Consider the following 22,288-nt stretch of genomic DNA (forward strand, 5'->3'; position numbering starts at 1 on the left):
CCCCGGGATTAGAGGAGGACAGACATGACCGCCTATATCGGCAAGCGCCTGCTGGCCGCGATCCCGGTGATTTTGGGATTGTCGATCATCGTGTTCCTGGTGATGAAACTTATCCCGGGTGATCCCGCCCAAGCGCTGCTGGGGTCATACGCCACGCCGGAAAATGTCGAGCGTATCAACCGGGCGCTGGGGCTCGATCGCTCGTGGCCGGAGCAATATGTGATCTGGATCGGCAATCTGCTGCAGGGGGATTTCGGGCGCTCCTATATCCTCAATCGGCCCGTTCTTGACGAAGTGCTGGAGCGGTTTGGAGCGACGCTCATCCTGGCGGGTGCATCTCTGGTCATCTGTTCGGTCCTCGGCATTCTGGCAGGCATAGTTTCGGCAGTGCGCCAGTTCGGCTGGACGGACAGGATCGTTACGTTTTTCGTGCTGATCGGCATTTCCATGCCGGCCTTTTTTCTGGGGCTCGTGCTAATCCTGCTCTTTGCCGTGCAGTGGCGGTTGCTGCCGGCCTCGGGCATGTATGCGGTTTATGGCGGGGGCGATCTGCCGGACCTGTTGCGCCATTTGATCCTGCCGGCGGGTACGCTGGCCATTGTCGCCACAGGGGTGGTGGCGCGGCTGACGCGGGCGGCCATGCTGGAGGTGTTGCGACAGGATTTCATCCGCACCGCGCGCGCCAAGGGGCTGAGCGAGAACGCAGTGATCTATCGCCATGCGTTCCGCGCGGCGCTGGTTTCCATTATTCCGGTGATCGGGATCCAGGCTGGCTTCGTGCTGGGTGGAGCGGTCTATATCGAAACCGTGTTCCAGTGGCCGGGACTGGGGCAGATGCTGGTCAAGGCGGTATCCACGCGCGACCTACTGCTGGTGCAGGGCGGGGTGCTGGTGGCCGCGACGGTCTATGTGCTCGTCAACCTTTTGGCCGATGTTGCCCAGGCCATGCTCGATCCGAGGCTCAAGGCATGACAGACATGACCCTGACTGCGCCCGAACCCCGCAAGCGCCGCAGCAATTGGCAATTGCTGATGGCCAATCGCCTGGCGGCAGCGGGCCTGTTCATGTTCGGCTTCATCGTGGTGCTGGCCATTCTGGCGCCGGTATTACCACTGCCCAATCCCGACATTACCGACCAGCCGAACCGGCTGCTACCCCCGTTCAGCAACGGGCATCTGCTGGGGACCGATCATCTGGGGCGGGATATTCTCTCGCGGCTGATCTGGGGGACGCAGGTATCGTTGCTCGTGGGGGTTAGCGCGACGGCGCTGGCGGCAATCTTCGGGTCGTTGATCGGGCTGGTGGCGGGCTATGCGCGGGGCGCGACCGATAGCGTCCTGATGCGCTTTGTCGATATGCTGATGGCCTTCCCCTATATCCTGCTGGCGATTGCCATCGTGGCGGCGCTGGGGCCGGGGCTGCTCAATGCGCTTTATGCCATTGCCATCGTCAATATCCCGTTCTTTGCGCGCAATATACGGGGGGTGACGGTTTCGATCCGCAATCGCGAATTCGTTGATGCGGCCCGGCTTTCGGGCAAGAGCCATCCGGCCATTCTGTTCACCGAGGTGCTGCCAAATGTGCTGCCGGTAATCGTCATCACCATGTCAACCACGGTGGGTTGGATGATCCTGGAAACCGCGGGTCTGAGCTTCCTCGGTCTGGGCGCGCAGCCGCCGACCTCCGATCTTGGCTCCATGCTGGGGCAGGCGCGGGCGCAATTGTTCACCGCGCCGCATGCGTCGATCATTCCGGGCATCATGATCTTCATTCTGGTGATGAGCATCAACCTGCTGGGCGATGGGGTGCGGGACGTGCTTGATCCGCGCCTGCGCTCCGGGGCGCTGGACCGGCCCATGCCGGTGACCAAGATTGATCGCAAGACCAAGCCCGCTGCTGAGCTTGAGGACGCGCCGGCGCTGGTGGTGGACAATCTCTCGACGGGATTTGACGATGGCAGCTCGATAGCGCCGGCGGTCAAGAATATCAGCTTCCGGCTCGGCAAAGGGGAATGCCTGGGGCTAATTGGCGAGAGCGGTTCGGGCAAGTCGGTGACGGCGCTGTCGCTGATGGGGCTCGTGGCCTCGCCGCCGGGCGTCATAACGGCGGGTGGCGTTTATGTGGACGGAAGAGAGGTGCTCTCGCTGCGCGAGCAGGAATTGCTCGGTCTGCGCGGTGGGCGCGTCGCCTATGTCTTTCAGGACCCGCTGACCACTTTGCATCCGCTGTTCCGGGTTGGCGCACAGATCGCTGAAGCCATTCTTGTGCACGACAATGTGGGCAGGGCTGAGGCCAAACGCCGGGCCGTGGAACTGATGGAAACCGTTGGCATTCGCGATGCTGCCGAGCGGGCGACGGCCTATCCACATGAACTGTCCGGCGGACAGCGGCAACGTATCGGCATCGCCATGGCCCTGGCGAACGACCCGGACATCATCATCGCCGACGAGCCGACCACCGCACTTGATGTCACTGTGCAGGCGCGCATTCTCGAACTGTTGCAGAATCTGCGCAAGGAACGCGGGCTGGCGCTCCTGCTGATAACCCATGATTTTGGCGTTGTGGCGCAGGTCTGCGACCGCGTGGCGGTGATGAAAAACGGTGAGATCGTCGAGCAGGGTGACACCAATGATGTGTTGCGCGATCCGCAGCACGACTACACCAAGCGCCTCATTGCCTGCGTGCCGGAACTGGGCGAAGGACAGGCATTTCTCAATCGGGTGCGGCCGCTGTTTTCGGGAGCGGGGGCATGAGCGAGACGGCGGTGCAGATAAGGGATCTGGTCAAGACCTTTGGTGGCGGGCGTAGCCTCTTCGGACGCAAGGCCAGTGAGGTCCATGCGGTAAAGGGCATTTCGCTTGACCTCATGCGGGGCGAGACGTTGGGCATTGTGGGCGAGAGCGGGTCCGGCAAGTCGACACTTGCCCGCATGCTGGTGGGGTTGGAGCATCCCACCTCGGGTAGCATGTCGATCGACGAAAAGCCCTGGGAAGAGCTGGCATCGGCGGGCTCCCGCGCTTTTGGCAGAACCATCCAATATGTGTTCCAGGACCCCGTTGCCTCGCTCAACCCGCGCAAGACCATCGGCGACATTCTCGATGTGCCTCTGCGCTTGCTGTGTGGCTACGACGGACAAAAGCGGGCCAGCCGCAAGAAGGAATTGATCGACGCGGTGCAGATGCCGATCGATACGCTGCAACGCTTTCCGCATGAGTTTTCTGGCGGGCAGGCCCAACGCATTGCGATTGCGCGTGCGCTGGCCGCAGAGGCGCGCATTCTGGTTTTGGACGAACCTGTCAGTGCCCTGGACGTCTCGGTGCAGGCACAGGTGCTGCTATTGCTCCAGCAATTGCGAGATGATCTGGGGCTGAGCTATCTCTTCATCAGCCACGACCTGGCGGTGGTGGAATCGATTTCCGATCGCGTCGCGGTTATGTATCTGGGGGAGGTGGTCGAGGTGGGGCCGGCGGCCCAGCTGTTCGCCGCGCCACAGCACGACTATACGCGGGCGCTGATTTCCAGCGCGCCGCGCCTGACGACTTCGGATGCTGCATGAACGAGATAGACCCAAGCCTGGACGCGCGTCCACGCCGCAAGCGGACCGACGAGATTGTCGACGCCATCAAGCGCATGATCGTGGAACATGGTCTGGCACCGGGCGACCGCCTGCCGCAGGAACGCGAACTGATCAACCAATTTGCCGCGAGCAAGGGCACGGTGCGCGAAGCACTGAAGGCACTCGAGGTGCAGGGGCTGATTTCGGTGCGCACCGGTCCTGGCGGCGGCGCCTTTATCGAGCGGATGTCGGAAGGGCGGGCGATGAGCCTGTTGTCCAATTTCCTGTTCGCCAAGAATCTCTCGATTGCCAATATCTACGAGATGCGCAAGGCGCTCGAACCGCTGGCGGCAGCCAGTGCCACCCCGCATATCGACGAAGCTGGTCTTAACCGTCTGGAAGCCATCATCGCGGTCTATGACCATGAGCCGGCCGATGCCACGGAGCGTTGGAACCAGCGCATGGCCGAGCTCGATTTTCATGGCGTGGTTGCCGAATATGCCGACAATCCGATCCTGGCCTTTACCTGCCGCTTCCTGCAGCGTCTGCTCAAGGACCTTGCCATCGCCCAGGACATCTATGTGCAGCCCGAACCGGTGCTGCGACAGTCCGGTATCGAGCATCAGCGTGATCTGATCGCGGCCATGCGCCGCCGCGATGCCGAGGCTGCCTCGGCTATCCTGGCCGAGCACATGGCCGAGGCCGAAAAGCACATGCTGGGGCTCCAGGCCAAGCTGATGGATCGGTTCCTGAGTGAAGAAGCCGCCCCGCGCCGCGGGAGAAAACGGCGGCCGGCATGATCGACAAGGACTATCTGCTCGATTGCCTGCTACAGCTGGTCCGGACGCCGAGCCCGGTCGGGATGACCGGCCGGGCCGTGGCCCTCGTCGATGGCTGGCTGCGCGAATTGGGGCTGGAACCGAAATATACCCGGCGTGGCGTGCTCTATGTCGAGGTCGGGGATGGACCGCCGCGTCGCGCCCTGGCCGCGCATCTGGATACGCTTGGGGCCATGGTTACCGAACTCAAACCTAATGGCCGGCTGGCGCTGCGCAATACGGGCACTTGGGCCGCCCGCTTCGCCGAGGGGGCGCGGGTTACGATCTTCTCAGACGAGGCACAGCATCGCGGCACAATCCTGCCACTCAAGGCCTCCGGTCATCGCTTCAATACCGAGGTCGATACGCAGCCTGCCGATTGGGATAATCTGGAGGTCCGGGTGGATGCGGAACTGTCCGATGCGGCAGCCCTCAAGGCTGCTGGCTTCAATGTCGGGGACATGGTGGCCGTCGATGCGCAACCGGAAGTCATCGACGGCTTCATCGTTTCGCGCCACCTGGACGACAAGGCCGGATGCGCCACGCTTCTGGCGCTGCTTAAGTCGATCACCGATGGGCATGTTCATGTCGATATACCCTTCCAGGCGATGTTCACCATTGCCGAAGAAATCGGTATCGGCGGGACGCACGGGTTCGGGCCCGAAGTGGAAGAACTGCTTGCCATCGACAATGCGGTCACGGCGCCGAGCCAGGCGAGCCGCGACGATGCGGTGACCATTGCCATGCGCGACCGGCAGGGGCCGTTCGATGAACCGGTAACGCGGCACCTGCTCGATCTGTGTGCGCGCCATGACATCGCCCATGTGCGGGACACGTTTCGCCACTATCGATCGGACAGTGCTGCGGCGGTGGAGGCCGGGTGGGATATCCGGGTGGGACTAGCCTGCTTTTCCCTGGATAGCTCGCATGGCTGGGAACGCACGCATATCGCCTCGCTCGAGGCCCTCACGCGCCTGTTGCAGGCCTATGTCGGGTCGGCGCTGCCTGAACGGAGCGCTGGCCAGCAATAGCTGCCGGCAGGCCGATCAGGCCGGCTGATCTGCGACGTTGGACAGCGCGTTGCGAATATCGCTCTCTGTGTCCTTGAGGTGCAGGCGCATGGCTTCGCCGGCGGCTCGAGGATTGCCGGCCCGGATCGCCTCAAGAATGCGCTGATGCCATTCGATGGTGTCAAACAGGGTGTGTCCGCGATTGGCGTGGCCGCGGCGGCTGATCTGGATGCCGTGCCGCAATTGGGCGGACATGGCCTCAAACAAGTAGCCAAGAATGCGATTGCCACTGGCCAGGGCGATGGCCTCGTGGAAGCCCACGTCGAAATCGTGGAAGCGGCGATCGGCCGCCGGATCGCCAGCCAGGGCCGCTTCGGCATTGTCCTGCATTCCGCGCAATGCACTTTCAATTGCCGCCAATCCGGCGCGATTGGCACGTTTGGCGGCCAGTGTCGCACTCTGCACTTCCAGCGATAGCCGCACTTCGATCAGGTCGAAAAGGCTCTTGGAGTCGTTATTCAGCAGCGATGTCAGAAAGTCTGAAAAGGCAGTGCCATCCGGTTCGCGCACCACAGCCTTTCGGCCGCGCGCAATATCGAGCAGACCGCGCCCCGCGAGCAGCTTGACCGCCTCGCGGATTGTTAGGCGGCTGACCGCATAGCGGTCGGCCAGCTCAGCTTCGCTGGGCAGGCTGGCGCCAGGCGTCAGAGCCGTGAGGATCTCTTGGGCAAGGTCGTCCGCAACATCGGTGGCAGCGCTTCCCCGCCCAGCTATGGGGCCGCTTCTGGAAATTCTCGACACTCCAACTTATCAGATAACTTGGCACATGTTTGCGCTCTTTTCGGTTCGAGTTCAACTCCTGACAACCCTACTCCCACGTGTTCGTCGTCGTGCATATGCGAGGCGCAGCATGATCAGAATATTTTTCCGATAGTCGAAAAATAAGACCATGCGAGGTTCGAACGCTTTACACGCCTATCTGATTATTCTAGCTTCCAGCGCACGGGCTTGGGAGAGTCCATGGCGGTGGTCTGCCGTCCGTGCCGGAGGATTCAAGTAGTTCTGTTAAGAGGCGATGCCCAACGGGCGTCGACTTGTTCAAGAGGCGGCTTCAGCCGGCGATCAATGGTGCAGCTTTGTCGTTGTGCGCTTGCTGGCCGGCTTGGGACTGCCTGACTTTCCCGAACCCAGAAGACGATAATCAACCAATCTCGAAAGTTTTAGGGAGTCGAGACGTGAAGGTTCTCAAATCAATTGCGACGCTGTTCGCTACGGGTGCTCTGGTTGCATCCGCAGCCACCGCCGCTTTCGCCCAGGACAAGGGCCAGGTCGGTATCGCCATGCCGACACAGTCGTCGCTGCGCTGGATCTCGGACGGCAACGAGCTCAAGTCCGCCCTCGAAGGCATGGGCTACACTGTCGACCTGCAATATGCGGAAGACGACATTCCGAACCAGCTTGCCCAGATCGAAAACATGGTCACCAAGGGCGTCAAGGCTCTCGTGGTGGCGTCGATTGATGGCACTACGCTTTCGGCCGTGCTGCAGAACGCCGCCGATCAAGGCGTCAAGGTCTTTGCCTATGACCGCCTGATCCTGGAAAGCCCGAATGTCGACTACTACACCACCTTCGACAACTTCCAGGTGGGCGTGCTTCAGGCCAACAGCCTGGTGAAGGGTCTCGAAGCCCGCTTTGGCGACGAAAAGCCCTGGAACGTCGAGCTCTTCGGCGGTTCGCCGGACGACAACAACGCCTTCTTCTTCTACGACGGCGCCATGGCCGTGCTGCAGCCGCTGATCGACGCCGGTGACATTGTCATCAAGTCGGGCCAGCAGGGCATGGAGCAGGTTGGCACGCTTCGCTGGGACGGCGCTGTCGCCCAGGCGCGCATGGACAATATCCTGTCCGCCAACTATTCGGACGGCAGCCGCGTGCATGGCGTGTTGTCTCCCTATGATGGCCTGAGCCGCGGCATCATCTCGTCGCTGCGTGGCGTTGGTTATGGGTCTGGCGATCTCGAATGGCCGATCATTACCGGTCAGGACGCCGAAACCCCGTCGGTCAAGGCAATCATTGCCGGTGAGCAGTACTCGACCGTGTTCAAGGACACCCGTGAACTGGCGCAGTACACCGCCCAGCTGATCGATACCGTGCTCTCGGGCGAAGAGCCGACCGGCCTTGACACCACCACCTATGACAATGGCGTCAAGGTTGTGCCCTCGATCCTGCTGACCCCGTATGAGGTCGATATCACCAACTACGAAGAACGCGTGGTCAATTCGGGCTACATCAAGGCGGAAGAGCTGCAGTAAGCAGCCTCTGGAACCAGGGATCCCGATTGTTCGGGGTCCCTACTCAAGCAAGTTCACCGGGCTTTCTCCGCGCTCATCGAAGGCGTCTGGAGGGCCGGGCCCGCGAGGGCAATACGCCCGGCGAGCCCATTTTCGGTCACTGAAATGACAGGGTCAGCATGACCAAGACCATTCTGGAGATGCGCAGCATCACCAAGACCTTCCCCGGCGTCAAGGCGCTCTCCGACGTCAATCTGGACGTTCGCGAGGGCGAGATCCACGCCATTTGCGGCGAGAACGGCGCGGGCAAGTCCACCCTGATGAAGGTGCTGAGCGGGGTCTATCCTGCCGGCTCGTATGACGGGCAGATCATTTACCGGGGTGAAGAGCAGCACTTCAAATCGATTAGCGACAGCGAGCACAAGGGCATCGTCATCATCCATCAGGAGCTGGCGCTTGTGCCCCTGCTCTCGATTGCCGAGAATATCTTTCTGGGCAATGAGCAGGCCAAGGGCGGCATCATCGATTGGGACGAGACCCGCGACGGCGCGCGCAAGCTGCTCAAGATGGTGGGACTTAGGGAAGATCCCGACACGCTGATCACCAATATCGGGGTTGGCAAGCAGCAGCTTGTCGAGATCGCCAAGGCGCTCTCCAAGCAGGTGCAATTGCTCATCCTCGACGAGCCCACTGCATCCCTGTCAGAAAAAGACAGCCAGGCACTGCTCGATCTGCTGCTCGAATTCAAGAATCAGGGCATCACCTCGATCATCATCAGCCACAAACTCAACGAGATATCCCGCATAGCCGATCGTGTGACCGTGATCCGCGATGGCAAGGCTATCGAGACGATGAACACTGAGGACATCACCGAGGATCGTATCATCACCTCGATGGTAGGCCGCGCCCTCAATGATCGCTATCCGGCGCGCACCCCGAATGTCGGCGAAGTGGTGCTCGAGGTGCGCAACTGGAACGTCTTCCACCCCCAGCATCGCGAGCGCCAGATTATTCACAATGTGAATCTCTCACTCCGCAAGGGTGAAGTTGTGGGTATTGCCGGTCTGATGGGCTCGGGGCGTACCGAATTTGCCATGAGCGTCTTCGGCAAGTCCTACGGCCAGAAGATTTCGGGTGAGGTCTTCGTCAACGGCCAGAAGGTGGATACTTCAAGCGTCGACAAGTCGATCCGCAATGGCATTGCCTATGCCACCGAGGACCGCAAGACCTATGGCCTCAATCTGATCGACCACATCAAGCACAACACGACCATCGCCAATTTGATGGGGGTGTCGCGCTGGGGCGTGATCGACGATCTGGCCGAACTCGACGCGGCCAATGATTACCGTAAGAAGACCAATATCCGCTCCTCCAGCGTCTATCAGGTCGTGGGCAACCTCTCTGGCGGCAATCAGCAGAAGGTGGTGCTGAGCAAATGGCTCTACGCCAACCCTGATGTGCTCATTCTCGACGAGCCGACCCGCGGCATCGACGTCGGGGCCAAATACGAAATCTACACCATCATCAATCAGCTCGCCGCCCAGGGGAAGGCGATCCTGGTGATCTCCTCGGAAATGCCCGAGCTCCTAGGCATCACCGACCGTCTCTATGTTATGAATGAAGGCCGCATCGTGGGCGAAATGCCCACCAGCGAGGCGAGCCAGGAAAAGATCATGCGCTCCATCGTGCGCGCCGAAGGAAAGGCATCATGACCACCGAAACTGCACCGACCGGAACCGGTTCCGCGGCCCAGCCGGCTCAGGCCCATGAAATGACGCTGATTGGCGCCCTGCGCGCCAATATGCGCGACTATGGCCTGCTGCTGGCGCTGATCCTCATCATGCTGTTCTTCCAGTATTTCACCAATGGCGTGCTGTTCAAGCCGGTGAACCTGACCAACATCATCCTGCAGAACAGCTACATCATCGTTATGGCGCTGGGCATGCTGCTGGTCATCGTGGCCGGGCACATCGACCTTTCGGTCGGCTCGGTCTCCGGCTTCATCGGCGCACTGGCAGCCATGCTCATGGTGGGCTGGAATTTCCCGCCCGAGCTGGCTTTCCTGGCCCATCCGCTGGTCGCTGGCGCTATCTGTCTGGTAGCCGGCGCTGCCATTGGTGCCGCGCAGGGCTATATCATTGCCTATCACCGGGTTCCGGCCTTCATCGTCACGCTGGCCGGCATGCTGATCTTCAAGGGGCTGTCGCTGGCCATCCTGGCCGGCAAGTCGGTTGGTCCGTTCCCGGCTGAGTTCCAGATGCTTTCGGCCGGCTTTATCCCCGATATCGTTGGCCCGATCACCATGCCTTGGCTGGCCGAAAACGGGCAGAACGTGGTGTTGCACTCCACCACCATGGTCATCGCTATCCTGGCCATTGTCGGCATGGTGTTCTTCTCGATCCGCGGGCGCGGCCGTCGTCTGGCGCGCGGCTACGACGTTGAGCCGTTCAGCCTGTTCATCATCAAGAATGTGGTGATCTCGGCGCTGGTATTGTTCTTCGCCTATATGCTCGCCTCCTATCGCGGCCTGCCCAATGTGCTGGTGGTGATGGGGGTTCTCATCGCCTTCTTCGTGTTTATGACCAAGCGGCTGACATTCGGACGGCGGATCTATGCCTTGGGCGGCAACCTCAAGGCGGCGGCGCTCTCGGGCATCAAGACCGAACGCACCACCTTCTACATCTTCGCCATCATGGGCGCCCTGGCGGCGCTGGCTGGCATGATCTATGCCGCCCGCCTCAATTCGGCGACGCCAAAGGCGGGGCAGGGGCTGGAACTGGACGTGATCGCGGCCGTATTCATCGGCGGCGCTTCGGCGCTAGGCGGTGTTGGCCAGGTGGCGGGCGCGGTGATCGGTGCCTTCATCATGGGTGTTATGAACAATGGTATGTCGATTATGGGCGTCAATATCGACTGGCAGCAGATGATCAAGGGCGTGGTGCTGCTCGCCGCCGTGTTCTTCGATCTGTACAACAAGAACCGGTCTGCCTGATCAACCGACTGGAGAAGCCGTCGGCACATTTGCCGGCGGCCAACTTCCCGGGTTCGCTCATGATGCGCGCCCGCGTGGGGTTCCGCGGAAAATCATAGGTTGCGAAGTCTGGCTTGAGGTCACATAGAGTCACGATCAGAGGTGACTCATGAGAGGCCCGGTGTGAGCCGAAAAGTCGGGATAAAAGACATTGCTGCCCGCGCCGAGGTTGCGGCATCTACCGTATCTCATGTGCTGAACGGCACCGCGACCATCTCGCTCGAAGTGCGCGAACGGGTGCTGAGTGCTGCCAGGGAACTGGGCTATCTGGCGCGGCGGCGCGAAAAGGCCACTATCGCTGTCTTGCGCAGTGTCATGCTCGCGGTGCCGCGCGACACGCTTCCGAACAACCAGCACAACCTGTTTTCCTGGACGCTGCTGAGCCGGCTGATGCGCGAATGCGAGCGGCGGTCCATCCGAGTGCTGCCGATCGAGGTGGATACGCCCAATTTCAACGGTGCTAAACTGGTCGAGCAGGCCCGACAGGCCGAGGTGGATGGCATCCTGCTGCTCAGCGATGACCGGCCCGATCTGCTCAGGGCTATCGCGGGTTCCCGTATTCCGGCTGTACTGATGAACGGCGAAGACCATGAAATGCAGATCGACAGCGTGACACCGGGCAACCGGTTTGCAGCGCGCTTTGCCACAAACTGGCTCATCCGGCAGGGGCATCGCTCCATCATGCACCTGACCTGGGAAGGCCGTGGCACTGTCCGGCGACGACGGGATGGCTTTCTCGATGCCTTCCGCGCCAATGAATTGTCCCTTGAGACCGCCTATGTCCACTATGCGGAGGGTTATTTTCCCGACATGGGCGCTGCGGCCATGCGTGGCTGGCTCTCCAAGCATGACGGGCTCGGTGGTGTCACGGCGATTTTCTGCGCCGCGGACAATCTTGCGTTGGGTGTGATCAGCGCTTTGCAGGACGCCAAGTTCATCCTGCCCGATGATGTTTCGGTCGTGGGGTTTGACGGCGTGGCCCTGGGCGAGTTCACGTCGCCCACATTGACCACAGTGAGCGTGCCGCTCGACTATATCGGCCTTGCGGCCCTCAATCTGCTCGAGCAGCGAATTGTTGCCGCAGATGCGGCGATGCCGGCCAATCGGCTGGAGCTGGGTTGCCGGTTGACCATTCGCGGAAGCGTCCGAACGTTGGTCTAGGCCAGTTGGCCATCCTCTGTGGTTCAGAACACCCCCATCCTGGTGGTCACAGCCTGACACTCCCACACGATTTGCGGTTTCGATGGTCTCGAAAGACCGCTCGATTCGCGTTCTAAGTAACTGTTTGGGGAATTTATTTCTGGGGCAGGCAAAGGTGTCCGGAATCCGCCCCGGTATGTCAAAATCGTTGTTTCTCAATGCCTTGCTGGTCCTATCGCCGCGACACCATGCTGGATGCAGTTCAAGCACAGCCTATTATGCAATTTATTTCATATTGCACTTGACGCCTTCAGCAGCAAATATGCCCGCGCTCACAGCGGGCAGGGCGCAGAAAAACAGACAATATAAGCGCGTCCGGTCAGCTGTGTGTTCGGGAGGAGACGGATAGTGCAAAATTTTTTGCATTCACTGCTATCTGCTTCTCATGGCTGATTATTGCGCTGGTCCGGAGATAGCGGACGCTGGCGCGTGAGTTAAGGAGAAGTCTATGAATGCCAAGAATTGGATCGCGGCACTTTCACTCGCGGCACTGTCGTCCACGTCGCTGACAGTCGCGGCCTGGGCCTTCCAGGAAGCCCCAATGTTGACCGAAATAGTAGAGGCGGGGGCCCTGCCACCGGTCGATGAACGCCTGCCAACCAACCCAACCGTGGTCAACGCCCTGAGCGTAGGCGAGTATGGCGGCACCTGGCGTCGCGCCTATAGCGGTCCGGGCGACCGCTGGGGTCCCACCAAGCTCATGGAAGAGCGCGTGCTCAAATGGACCGCGGATGAGAATGGCACAGCAGTGCTGACCCCGGGCTACATCGAGAGCTATTCGGTCAACGAGGATTCGACCGAATTCACATTCACACTTCTCGAGGGCCTGAAGTGGTCTGATGGCATGCCGGTCACAACCGAGGATGTCGAGTTCTGGTACAACGACGTATTCCTCAACCCTGCACTGGTGCCGACGATTGACCCCACCTTTGCCCCGGGCGGCGTGCCGCTTGAGCTCGAGGTTCAGGACGAGCGCACCTTCACCATCAAATTCGCCCAGCCTTATGTCTATTTCCTGCAGATCCTGGCCAAGGATTCGACCGGCGAGCCCAGCCTTGACCGGCCCAGTTTCCTGTTTCCCAAGCACTATCTGAGCCAGTACAACGACAAATATGCCAGCGAAGAAGAGCTCGCGGCTGCAGCCGAGAAGTACAATGTCGCGGCCTGGACCGATCTTTGGGGATCCAAGGGTGCCCTGACCGGCTGGTGGAACAACCCGGAGCTGCCGGTCATCACCGCCTGGAAAATCGAGACCCCAGCGCCGGCCGAAACCGTCACCATGGTGCGCAACCCGTATTATTATGCCGTCGATCAGGAGGGCAACCAGCTCCCCTATATCGATCGGATCGAGCACCGGCTGTTCCAGGATCCCGAAACGCTCAACCTGATGGTGGCGCAAGGCCAGATCGACATGCAGGCACGCTACATGAGCCTGGATAACTACACCTTCTACAAGGAAAACGAGGAGCGGGGCGGCTATCACATCGTGCCGGGCCTGGACTCCAATGTGTGGTCGCTGGTCCCCAACATGAACACCACGGACGAGGTTCTGCGCGGGTTGTTCGAGACCGAGGCAGTTCGCCATGCCATGTCGATTGCGGTGGATCGGGAATTGATCAATGAGCTGACGCAATCGGGTTTGGCAAAGGAGCTGCAGACCGCGCCGGTGATGGGGTCGCCCTATTACAGCGAGGAACTGTCGACCCACTGGACTGAATATGACCCCGATCTGGCCAACGAACTGCTTGATGAAGCAGGCCTGAGCGAACGCGATGGTGCCGGCTTCCGCCTGCGGCCCGATGGGAAGCGGTTCAGCCTGGTGGTAGAGGCCAATGATGCCGCTCACGCCAAAACGCTCGAACTGCTGGCCGAAAACTTTGCCGATGTCGGCATCGAATTCCTGCCCCGCGTGATCGACCGGACCCAGTGGGACAACAATCGCGCCAATAACGACTTCCAGATGCACTGGATTCCGTTTGACCGCCTGACCTATGTGCCGGCCGATCCGCGCCGCATCATGGGCTCGGACGGCTACGCCAACCAGAGCTTCAAGTGGTACAACACCAAGGGCGCAGAAGGCATGGAGCCGAGCGCTGAACTGCAGCAGATCTATGATCTTTGGGATCTGGCATCGCAGTCGGTTTCGGTGGAAGTCGCCGATGACTATGTCTCCCAGATGGCGGAAATCTTCGTCAATCAGGGCTGGGTAATCGGTGTCTATGGTGCCGGTACCGTGGTCAATATCGTCTCGGACAAGATGCACAATGTGCAGGCAAACCTTGTGCAGGACGACATCTTCCGCGGTGTGGGCCTGGCGCGCACCCAGCAGTTCTGGATCGAACAGGACTAAAGCCAAAAGACCCTGTCCGGGACGGGTTCGCCCGTCCCGGCTTGCCGTGGCACCATGTGAGGATGGTGTCCGGCCCGGAGACCCCACACCATGCTCGCATTTATCGGCAACCGCGCCCTTCTGGCGATCCCGACGCTGATCTTCATCTCGTTCATTTCGTTCGTGATCATTCAGCTTCCGCCCGGCGACTATGTCACCGCCTATGCCGCGCAATTGCGCCATGCCGGAGAGTACATCTCGCCGCTGCAGGAAGAGATGATGCGCGACCAGTTCGGGCTCAACGACCCGATGATCGTGCAATATTGGCGCTGGATCAGCGATATCGTGCTGCGCGGCGATTTCGGCTATTCGCTGGAATGGAACGCGCCGGTTTCGACCCTGATCTGGGACAGGCTGATGCTGACCCTGGCAATCTCCTCGGCCAGCCTGGTGCTGACCTGGGCAATCGCCATTCCGGTCGGCGTCTATTCGGCGTCGCGGCAATATTCGTTTCTGGATCACCTGTTCACCGTGTTCGGCTTTCTGGGCAAGGGCATTCCCGATTTCCTGCTGGCCCTGATCCTGATGTGGTTGGCCTTCGCCTATCTCAACATGGATGTGGGCGGGCTGTTCTCGCCTGAATATCAGAATGCCCCCTGGAGCCTCGCCAAGCTCGGAAATCTCCTCAGCCACCTCTGGATTCCACTTGTCGTGCTCGCGACGGGCGGTGCAGCGGGACTAATCCGCGTCATGCGCGCCAATATGCTGGACGAGCTGGGTAAACCCTATGTTGAAACCGCCTATGCACAGGGTCTGAGCGAGGCCCGCGTGGTCTGGACCTATCCGGTTCGCGTGGCGCTCAATCCGTTTATTTCTACGGTCGGCTGGGCGCTGCCGGCGCTGTTTTCCGGTGACGTGATCACGGCGGTTGTTCTCAACCTGCCTACTACCGGGCCGTTGTTGCTCCAGGCGCTCAAGATGCAGGACATGTATCTGGCCGGCAGCTTCATTCTCATTCTCAGCGTCTTCACTGTCGTGGGCACGCTGATCTCCGACATCCTGCTTGCGTGGTTCGACCCGCGCATCCGCAACGCGTGAGGGATTGGCCATGACCGATCAGACCATCAACTCGACCGCTGCGCCTGCCAAGGACCGCAAGGAAGATCTCTATACCGCAACGCCCGCTCAGCTTATCTGGCGCCGCTTTTCCAAACACGCCCTGGCGGTCATCTCGCTGTGGTTTCTGGTCATCCTGGCGCTTTGCGCGCTGTTCGCGGACATGGTGGCGCCATACGCGCCATTCGAAGTGCAGCGGTTGCGGACGCTGGCCCCGCCCACGGGCATACACCTGTTCCATGAAGGCAAGTTCGTCGGTCCCTTCGTTTATGGCCTGTCGCGAGAGCGGGATGCAGAAACGGCGCGGGTGCTCTACGAGACAGACCCTGAAACCGTGCTGCCGATCCGGTTCTTCCATCAGGGCGATGACTACAACTTCTTCGGCCTGTTCCAGTCCAATATTCATCTATTCGGCGTCGATGACAGGCGGCAGCAGATCAATCTGCTCGGGACCGACGATCTGGGGCGCGATGTGTTCTCGCGGCTGATGCATGGGGGCCGGGTGACCCTGTCGGCCGGGTTGATCGGGGTGGTTTTCGCCTTTGTCCTCGGCCTGACGCTTGGTTCGATCTCGGGCTATTTCGGTGGCTGGATCGACAATTCCATTCAGCGTCTGATGGAACTGATCCGGTCGGTGCCCACTATTCCCCTGTGGATGGGACTGGCGGCGGCGTTGCCGATCGCCTGGGATCCTATCGTGGTCTATGTGCTGATTACGCTGATCCTGGCTTTGATCGGCTGGACGCATCTGGCGCGCGTGGTGCGCGGACAGTTCCTGGCCATCCGCAATGAGGACTATGTGATGGCGGCCCGGCTGGCCGGGGCAACCGAGTACCGCATCATCACCAAGCACATGCTGCCCTCGATGACCTCCTATATCATCGCGGCGCTGACCCTGGCCGTTCCAGAAATGATCCTGGGTGAGACCGCGCTGAGCTTCCTCGGCCTGGGCCTGCGGCCGCCGGTGGTAAGCTGGGGTGTGCTGCTGCAGGATGCGCAGAACCTTCGCTCAATCTCGCTGGCCCCCTGGTTGCTTTCGCCGGGCGCGGCGGTGGTTCTCACCGTCCTGGCTTTCAATTTCCTCGGCGATGGCCTGCGCGATGCAGCCGACCCCTATGGGCAATAAGACCATGACCAGAACCAACATGTCCCCAGAGCGGCTGCTCGATGTCGACAATGTCCAGGTCCACTTCCCCTTGCGCGAAGGCTTGGTGAAGGCGGTGGACGGCGTTTCCTATCATGTCAACAAGGGCGAAGTGCTCGGGATCGTCGGGGAATCGGGGTCGGGCAAGTCGATCACCGCGCGTTCCATTATGCGGTTGCTGCCCAAAAGGGCGGTCGACGCCGGCGGGCGGGTGCAGATGCAATTGCGCTCCGGGGAGCATTTCGAGCTTTCCTCCTATGGCCGCAACAGCCGTGCGATCCGGCAGGTGCGCGGCAAGCATATTGGCATGATCTTCCAGGAGCCGATGACGGCGCTATCGCCGGTCCATACGATCGGCAGTCAGATCATGCGTACGGTGCAACTGCACATGGGGTTGAGTCGCGCCGCTGCGCGGGAACGGGCCATTGACCTATTGGCCAAGGTGCAGATGCCGCGGCCCGAGCAATTGGTCGATGCCTATCCACATCAGCTTTCGGGGGGCATGCGGCAGCGCGCCATGATCGCCCTGGCTATTTCCTGCGATCCGGCGCTGCTGATCGCCGATGAGCCCACCACGGCGCTCGACGTGACGACGGAAGCGCAAATCCTTGAACTGCTCAAGCAGTTGCAGTCCGAGTTGGGCATGGCGATCATTTTCATCACCCACAATTTCGGGGTGGTGGCCGACATCGCCGACCGGGTGTCGGTGATGTATCTGGGGCGTATTGTCGAAACCGCGACGGTCGACGATATCTTCTATGCTCCGAAGCACCCCTATACGCAGGCCCTGCTGCGCTCGATCCCGCGGCTGGGTGTCGATCAGGGACGTCGCTTGCCGACCATCCCAGGCATGGTACCGGATCCATTCAGCGTGCCGCCCGGCTGCGCCTTCAACCCCCGTTGCAGCCATGCGCTGGCCGGGTTGTGTGACGTGCAGGAGCCTCCGGAAAAACGCTTCGGCAGCCAGATGTCGCGCTGCCACATCGCAGACCAGTTTGCTCAGGAGCCCGTTCATGCCTGAAGCTGCCATGTCCCACGCGACGCCGCAGGCCGGCGAAATGCCCGAAGACGTGCTGATCTCGGTGCGCCGGCTGAAGAAATACTTCCCCAACCAGGCCGGCTGGATGAAAAAGACCGTGGGGCACATCAAGGCCATCGACGATGTCTCGCTCGATATCCGCAAGGGAGAGACCTTCGGCCTGGTCGGGGAATCAGGCTCGGGCAAGTCGACCGTGGCGCGCCTGATGCTGCGGGCCTATGACCTCACCGATGGGCAGATCCTGTTTCGGAGAGGCAATGGGGAGGTCATTGATCTCTCGGACCTGACGGACCGGCAGATGCGCGCTATGCGGCGCGAAATGCAGATGATCTTTCAAGATCCCTATTCCTCGCTCAATCCGCGTATGACGCTGCTGCAATTGGTGGGCGAGCCCATGTTGATCCACGGGGTGGGGAGCCAGGGCGAAATCCGCGACCGAGTGGCCGAATTGTTGCAGGTGGTCGGGTTGCGTCCCGAATATATCAACCGCTATCCGCACGCCTTTTCCGGAGGGCAGCGCCAGCGCATCGGCATTGCCCGGGCATTGGCGCTTAATCCGAGCTTTATCGCTGCTGACGAGGCGGTGTCGGCGCTGGACGTTTCGGTGGCGGCGCAAAACATCAATCTGATGCAGGACCTGCAGGAAAAGTTTGGCCTGACCTACCTGTTCATCACCCACGATCTGGGCATGGTGGAGCATATCTCGGATCGGGTGGGCGTGATGTATCTGGGGCGGTTGATGGAGACTGCCCCGACCGACCAGCTATTCGCCAAGCCGTTGCACCCTTATACCGAAGCGCTGATGGCGGCAGTTCCGCAACCCGATCCGCGCGGCAATCGCACCCGTAAGCGTGTGCCGCTCAAAGGTGAGATTGCCAATGCGGCCAATCCGCCCAAGGGATGCACATTTCACCCGCGTTGCCCCTATGCCCAGCCGGTGTGCGGCACCGACGAGCCCGCGCTGCGCGCGGTGGCCGGTGGGCGGCAGGTCCGCTGCCATTTCGCGGAGGAGTTGACGCTGACCGGAGTAACGACGTGAGCGCAGATCTGCCGTTAAGTGACGCGGAAATCGCCGCCAGATATGCGCCGGTCTTCATGCTGGACAGCAATGAGCCCTATCTGCCGGTGGCGCTCGGGCAGACTGTGTTCCGCAGCGTGGGCCCCTCGCCCTCATCCAAGTTCACGATCGAGCCTGCTGGCGAGCTTACCATCGAATATGCGGTCTACTACGACTGGGATATCGGCCACCTCTACGACCTCGAACATGTTTGGGTGCATGTCGATCATTCGGGTGCAGTCATACGCGTGGACGCCTCCTCCCATGGCGGCCGGCTGGTCATGGACGCTGGCGCAGGCTCTGCCCAGATGTCGCATGGCCGGCCGGTGATCTATGTTGAAGCCGGAAAGCATGCACACTGGGCCAGCCCGGACCACGTGGATGCTGGATCGCGTCGTCGGCTGGAAGCGGTTTGCGGCCCGCTGGCGGGCGAAGAGGGCGTGCATCTGGGCAATGATTTCGCCAAGTCGGGTCAGTATTCCGCCTCGGCAGCGGACCACCGCCGTGCTCGGCTCAAGATGCAGGGTGACGCCTTTGTGCCGGCTCACGCCTACCGGCGGTTGGAGATGGATCTGCCGATCCTGCCGTGGCCCGAGCTTGCGGCCGAGATTCCCAAGCGGGTCAAGAGCGAACTGGCAAGGCTCTCCGAGCAACTGCCCCATTTTGGCGCGATCCTGCTCGATTGCGGGGACACGCTCGTGGACGAGCGCACCGAAATCAAGGAGCCTGGGAGTGAGGTGGTGCTGCGAGGCGATCTTATCCCCGGCGCGGCGGAAATGATGCGTGCTCTCAAGGACGCCGGGCACAAGCTGGTACTGGTGGCCGACGGTCCGCGCCAGACCTTCGTGAATCTTCTAAGCCAGCACGGCCTGTGGGATCTGTTCGATGCCCATGTGATCTCCGGCGATGTTGGCGTGCTCAAGCCCGACGCACGCATGTTTGACGCCGCGCTGGAGGCCGCTGGTCTCACGCGGGCAGACGCCTGGCGCTGTGTGATGGTGGGCAACAACCTTTCCAGGGACATCAAGGGCGCCAATCAATTGGGGATCACCTCGGTCTTCATGGCGTGGTCGAGCCTTCGTCCCCATGCGCCCGCCGATGCTGAGGAGGTGCCGGACTACAGAATTTCGGCTCCTGCCGAGCTGCCGGCCCTGCTTGAGCGGCTCGAGGCATTGCTGCCTTACCGTCTGCCGACCACACAATTCGTCTGACCGTTTCATCAAGGTTTTTCATGTCGAGCCCTTTGCTCACCATCGCCCGCGGCGACAGTCTGACCGCCTGGGAATTGTCCGAGGTCGAAGCCGAGTATTTTCCGGGGGAGCCCGCTACAGCCAGCGATCCGCAGGACTACAAATATGTCAACGGCTTCGTGGATGTCGGTGACTTGCCCTGCCGGGTTGCGACTTGGCGAGACGTCGCCACGCGCATTGTGATGTTGCGTACGGACTGGCCAGTTGAAGCGCTTTATCTGCCGGGCAACAACCGTCGCGTCGAGTTCAGCCAGTTCCGGCACCGGCCGACGCGCCTGGCGCGCTGGTGCCGCACGCGGGTTGCTGCGTCGAGGGACCGGTATTGCTCGTTTGAGCTACGAACGCGGGGCGGGGTGCACATCTGGGTTGATGGTGAGTTGGCCGGGCGCTTTGAACCGTTCACGCGCAATGCGGATCAGCGCAGCGTGGTGCATCTGCCCATCAAGGCAGGTGGCAGCGAAATCATCGTGCTAACCGAGGATATGGCAGAGCGAGATACCAACTGGTTCTTCGAACTGGTGCTGCTCGATGATGTGACGCTGGACGTTTATTTGCCGGGCGCAAGCTTGGGAGAGCACGTCGAGACATTGCGCGGGCTATCAGCCCAGGTGCGTACACGCGGCGACGTGGTGACAGCTGACGACGAACTGACCCTGCTGTTCGACACGCCAGCCGGCACGTCGGTGCGTATTCGCGCCGTGATTGCCACCACCTCGCACACCAGGGCAGTGTTGCTCGATGCAGTCTATGAGTTGCCTGCAGGCGCAACCGAGATAGCGCTATGCAGCGGGCACGACCTGCCGCAAGGCTATCACATACTGCAACTGACTTTTCTGGCCGGGGATAGTGTGGTGGAGCGCACGATCGGGTGTGCTGTTCTGCACCAGACCTCGGCCATGCGACTTGGGGGCGACCTGGCCGACCGCAAAAGACTGGCGCTCGAACACGCGATTGCCCATGGCGAAAGCCGGATGGGACTGGTCGTGGCGCTTCTTGAAAGCGGCAGGACCGACGATCCGCGGATTGCCGGCATTATCGAGGAAACATTGCTGGCTATGGCGGAACGGCGGGACTGCGCCGATTTCATTGCGGTGCCTTTGCTCTGGGTCTGGATCCGCTGCCGCGAGGCGCTGCCAGCTGCGATGCAAGATCGCATCCGCCAGACCCTGCTCGACTTCCGCTATTGGGTGGATGAGCCGGGCAATGACGCGATGTGGTTCTGGAGCGAAAACCACGCGCTGTGTTTTCACGTCGCGCAAATGCTGGCCGGTCAGAGTTTTCCCCAGGACATTTTTTCGGCCTCAGGGCGGATCGGGGCAGAGCAGGCGGAACTGGCCGCCGGGCGGCTGGCGCGCTGGTTCGACGCGGTTGAGGAAGACGGGTTGGCCGAGTGGAATTCGGCTGCTTATTACCCAGTGGATTTCATCGGGCTGCTGACATTGGCAGAGCTTGGGCCGGTGGATCTGGCAGAACGCGCCCGGGCCATGTGCGACCGGATCTTCACCATGGTTGCGCTCCATACGCTCGAAGGCGTCCCAGCGGGGTCTATGGGGCGGGCCTATGACAAGGAATTGCGGGCGGGGCCGCTGACCGAGTTGGCTCCCTTTGCGGCAATTGCCTTTGGCCAGGGATGGCTCAACAAGGGCGTCGCATCGCTGCCGCTGTTTGCGGCGGGCCGCTATGAGCCGCCCGAGGGTCATGCGCGCTACGCCTGGCCGGACGTGAGGCAGGTCGTTTCGGCGCGCTATCTGCAGGGTTACGGGCCGGCAGCGGAGCTGGGCCTGTACAAAACGCGCGATGTCCAGCTGTCCACCAATAGTGGCGCCAAAGCGGGCGGCTATGGTCATCAGCAGCATGTGCTCGACCTGCGTTTCGCCAGTCACCCAATGGCGCGCGCCTGGATCAACCATCCGGGCGAGGACGATCCCTGGGGCCAGCAGCGTCCGTCCTATTGGGCCGGCAATGGCACGCTGCCGCGCGTGGGCCAGCACGAGAATATTGCCCTACTGCAATATCGGCTGGGCGCCCAAGCGCGCCTCAAGTTCACCCACGCCTATGCGGCCCGCACTGGTCTGATCCACCACCACCATGGTGACACCCTCATTCTTGAGGGCGGGGATGGGCTGGTTGCGCTCAAGGCGACCGGTCCTCTGCAGGCGATCACCGAGGGACCCGCGGAAGGGCTTGAATATCGTTGCAACGGACGGCTACAGGGATGGGCCGCCATCGTTGCGCAAGGCGAATCCCTTGCCGATTTCATCGATCTGATCGCGCAATGCCGGCTGCATTTCGACGGCGGAGACGCACTTGAGCTCGAAGGGCCGGGCCTGGCCAATCTGTGCCTCGACTGGGAACAGGGTCTGCTGGTCAATGCCATCCCGCAGCCGCCACCGGCCTATGGCGTGACGCCGGACATCACGATCAGCACCCTTTAGGGGCAGGACGAA

General features: G+C 61.2%; 17 protein-coding genes. 16 read left to right on the plus strand and 1 reads right to left on the minus strand.

Features of this window, described 5'->3' with window-relative positions; genetic code table 11:
- The first annotated feature begins 24 nt into the window (after positions 1-24).
- From ACE4RL_RS07015 to ACE4RL_RS07035, 5 genes are read left to right on the plus strand one after another with little or no spacing between them, the layout of a single operon-like run.
- Positions 25-972 carry an ABC transporter permease gene (locus ACE4RL_RS07015; RefSeq protein WP_375599787.1) on the plus strand — a complete coding sequence of 316 codons (948 nt, stop codon included), beginning with the start codon at positions 25-27 and terminating at the stop codon, positions 970-972.
- Complete coding sequence (locus ACE4RL_RS07020; protein WP_375599788.1) at positions 969-2,753, plus strand: dipeptide/oligopeptide/nickel ABC transporter permease/ATP-binding protein; 1,785 nt, start codon at positions 969-971, stop codon at positions 2,751-2,753. Before ACE4RL_RS07015 ends, ACE4RL_RS07020 begins: the two co-directional genes overlap by 4 nt.
- Positions 2,750-3,556 carry an ATP-binding cassette domain-containing protein gene (locus ACE4RL_RS07025; RefSeq protein ID WP_375599789.1) on the plus strand — a complete coding sequence of 269 codons (807 nt, stop codon included), beginning with the start codon at positions 2,750-2,752 and terminating at the stop codon, positions 3,554-3,556. The genes ACE4RL_RS07020 and ACE4RL_RS07025 overlap by 4 nt, the downstream gene beginning before the upstream one ends.
- Positions 3,553-4,356 carry a FadR/GntR family transcriptional regulator gene (locus ACE4RL_RS07030; RefSeq protein ID WP_375599790.1) on the plus strand — a complete coding sequence of 268 codons (804 nt, stop codon included), beginning with the start codon at positions 3,553-3,555 and terminating at the stop codon, positions 4,354-4,356. Before ACE4RL_RS07025 ends, ACE4RL_RS07030 begins: the two co-directional genes overlap by 4 nt.
- Positions 4,353-5,405 carry an osmoprotectant NAGGN system M42 family peptidase gene (locus ACE4RL_RS07035; RefSeq protein WP_375599791.1) on the plus strand — a complete coding sequence of 351 codons (1,053 nt, stop codon included), beginning with the start codon at positions 4,353-4,355 and terminating at the stop codon, positions 5,403-5,405. Before ACE4RL_RS07030 ends, ACE4RL_RS07035 begins: the two co-directional genes overlap by 4 nt.
- A 15-nt stretch (positions 5,406-5,420) precedes the next feature.
- Here ACE4RL_RS07035 and ACE4RL_RS07040 read toward each other — a convergent pair whose 3' ends face one another.
- Entirely contained in the window at positions 5,421-6,185 is a 765-nt protein-coding gene (locus ACE4RL_RS07040) for a FadR/GntR family transcriptional regulator (protein ID WP_375599792.1), read from the minus strand.
- Positions 6,186-6,619: 434 nt separating this feature from the next.
- Between ACE4RL_RS07040 and chvE the strand changes: the two genes are divergently transcribed.
- From chvE to ACE4RL_RS07095, 11 genes are all read left to right on the plus strand, one after another.
- A complete protein-coding gene (gene chvE, locus ACE4RL_RS07045; protein ID WP_375599793.1) occupies positions 6,620-7,696 on the plus strand; it encodes a multiple monosaccharide ABC transporter substrate-binding protein in 1,077 nt (358 codons plus the stop codon).
- A gap of 158 nt (positions 7,697-7,854) precedes the next feature.
- A complete protein-coding gene (gene mmsA / locus ACE4RL_RS07050) occupies positions 7,855-9,387 on the plus strand; it encodes a multiple monosaccharide ABC transporter ATP-binding protein (RefSeq protein WP_375599794.1) in 1,533 nt (510 codons plus the stop codon).
- Positions 9,384-10,667, plus strand: coding sequence for a multiple monosaccharide ABC transporter permease (gene mmsB / locus ACE4RL_RS07055; RefSeq protein ID WP_375599795.1), 1,284 nt, complete (start codon positions 9,384-9,386; stop codon positions 10,665-10,667). Before mmsA ends, mmsB begins: the two co-directional genes overlap by 4 nt.
- Before the next feature lie 162 nt (positions 10,668-10,829).
- Positions 10,830-11,867 carry a LacI family DNA-binding transcriptional regulator gene (locus tag ACE4RL_RS07060; protein ID WP_375599796.1) on the plus strand — a complete coding sequence of 346 codons (1,038 nt, stop codon included), beginning with the start codon at positions 10,830-10,832 and terminating at the stop codon, positions 11,865-11,867.
- Positions 11,868-12,354: 487 nt separating this feature from the next.
- A complete protein-coding gene (locus ACE4RL_RS07065) occupies positions 12,355-14,256 on the plus strand; it encodes an ABC transporter substrate-binding protein (RefSeq protein WP_375599797.1) in 1,902 nt (633 codons plus the stop codon).
- A 90-nt stretch (positions 14,257-14,346) separates the two neighbouring features.
- On the plus strand, positions 14,347-15,333 hold the full coding sequence (locus ACE4RL_RS07070) for an ABC transporter permease (RefSeq protein WP_157290546.1): 987 nt from the start codon (positions 14,347-14,349) through the stop codon (positions 15,331-15,333).
- 10 nt (positions 15,334-15,343) lie between these two features.
- Positions 15,344-16,477, plus strand: a complete 1,134-nt coding sequence (locus ACE4RL_RS07075) for an ABC transporter permease (RefSeq protein WP_157290545.1) — start codon at positions 15,344-15,346, stop codon at positions 16,475-16,477.
- Between the two features lie 4 nt (positions 16,478-16,481).
- Positions 16,482-17,516: an ABC transporter ATP-binding protein gene (locus ACE4RL_RS07080; RefSeq protein ID WP_375599798.1), complete on the plus strand. Its 1,035-nt coding sequence runs from the start codon at positions 16,482-16,484 to the stop codon at positions 17,514-17,516.
- Complete coding sequence (locus ACE4RL_RS07085) at positions 17,509-18,573, plus strand: ABC transporter ATP-binding protein (RefSeq protein WP_375599799.1); 1,065 nt, start codon at positions 17,509-17,511, stop codon at positions 18,571-18,573. Before ACE4RL_RS07080 ends, ACE4RL_RS07085 begins: the two co-directional genes overlap by 8 nt.
- Positions 18,570-19,802: an HAD family hydrolase gene (locus tag ACE4RL_RS07090; RefSeq protein ID WP_375599800.1), complete on the plus strand. Its 1,233-nt coding sequence runs from the start codon at positions 18,570-18,572 to the stop codon at positions 19,800-19,802. The genes ACE4RL_RS07085 and ACE4RL_RS07090 overlap by 4 nt, the downstream gene beginning before the upstream one ends.
- A gap of 20 nt (positions 19,803-19,822) precedes the next feature.
- Positions 19,823-22,276 (plus strand): hypothetical protein, encoded by a 2,454-nt coding sequence (locus tag ACE4RL_RS07095; protein ID WP_375599801.1) that lies wholly within the window; start codon positions 19,823-19,825, stop codon positions 22,274-22,276.
- The last annotated feature ends 12 nt before the right edge of the window (positions 22,277-22,288 follow it).

This window comes from Devosia polycyclovorans, from assembly GCF_042181575.1.
Classification (GTDB): domain Bacteria; phylum Pseudomonadota; class Alphaproteobacteria; order Rhizobiales; family Devosiaceae; genus Devosia; species Devosia polycyclovorans.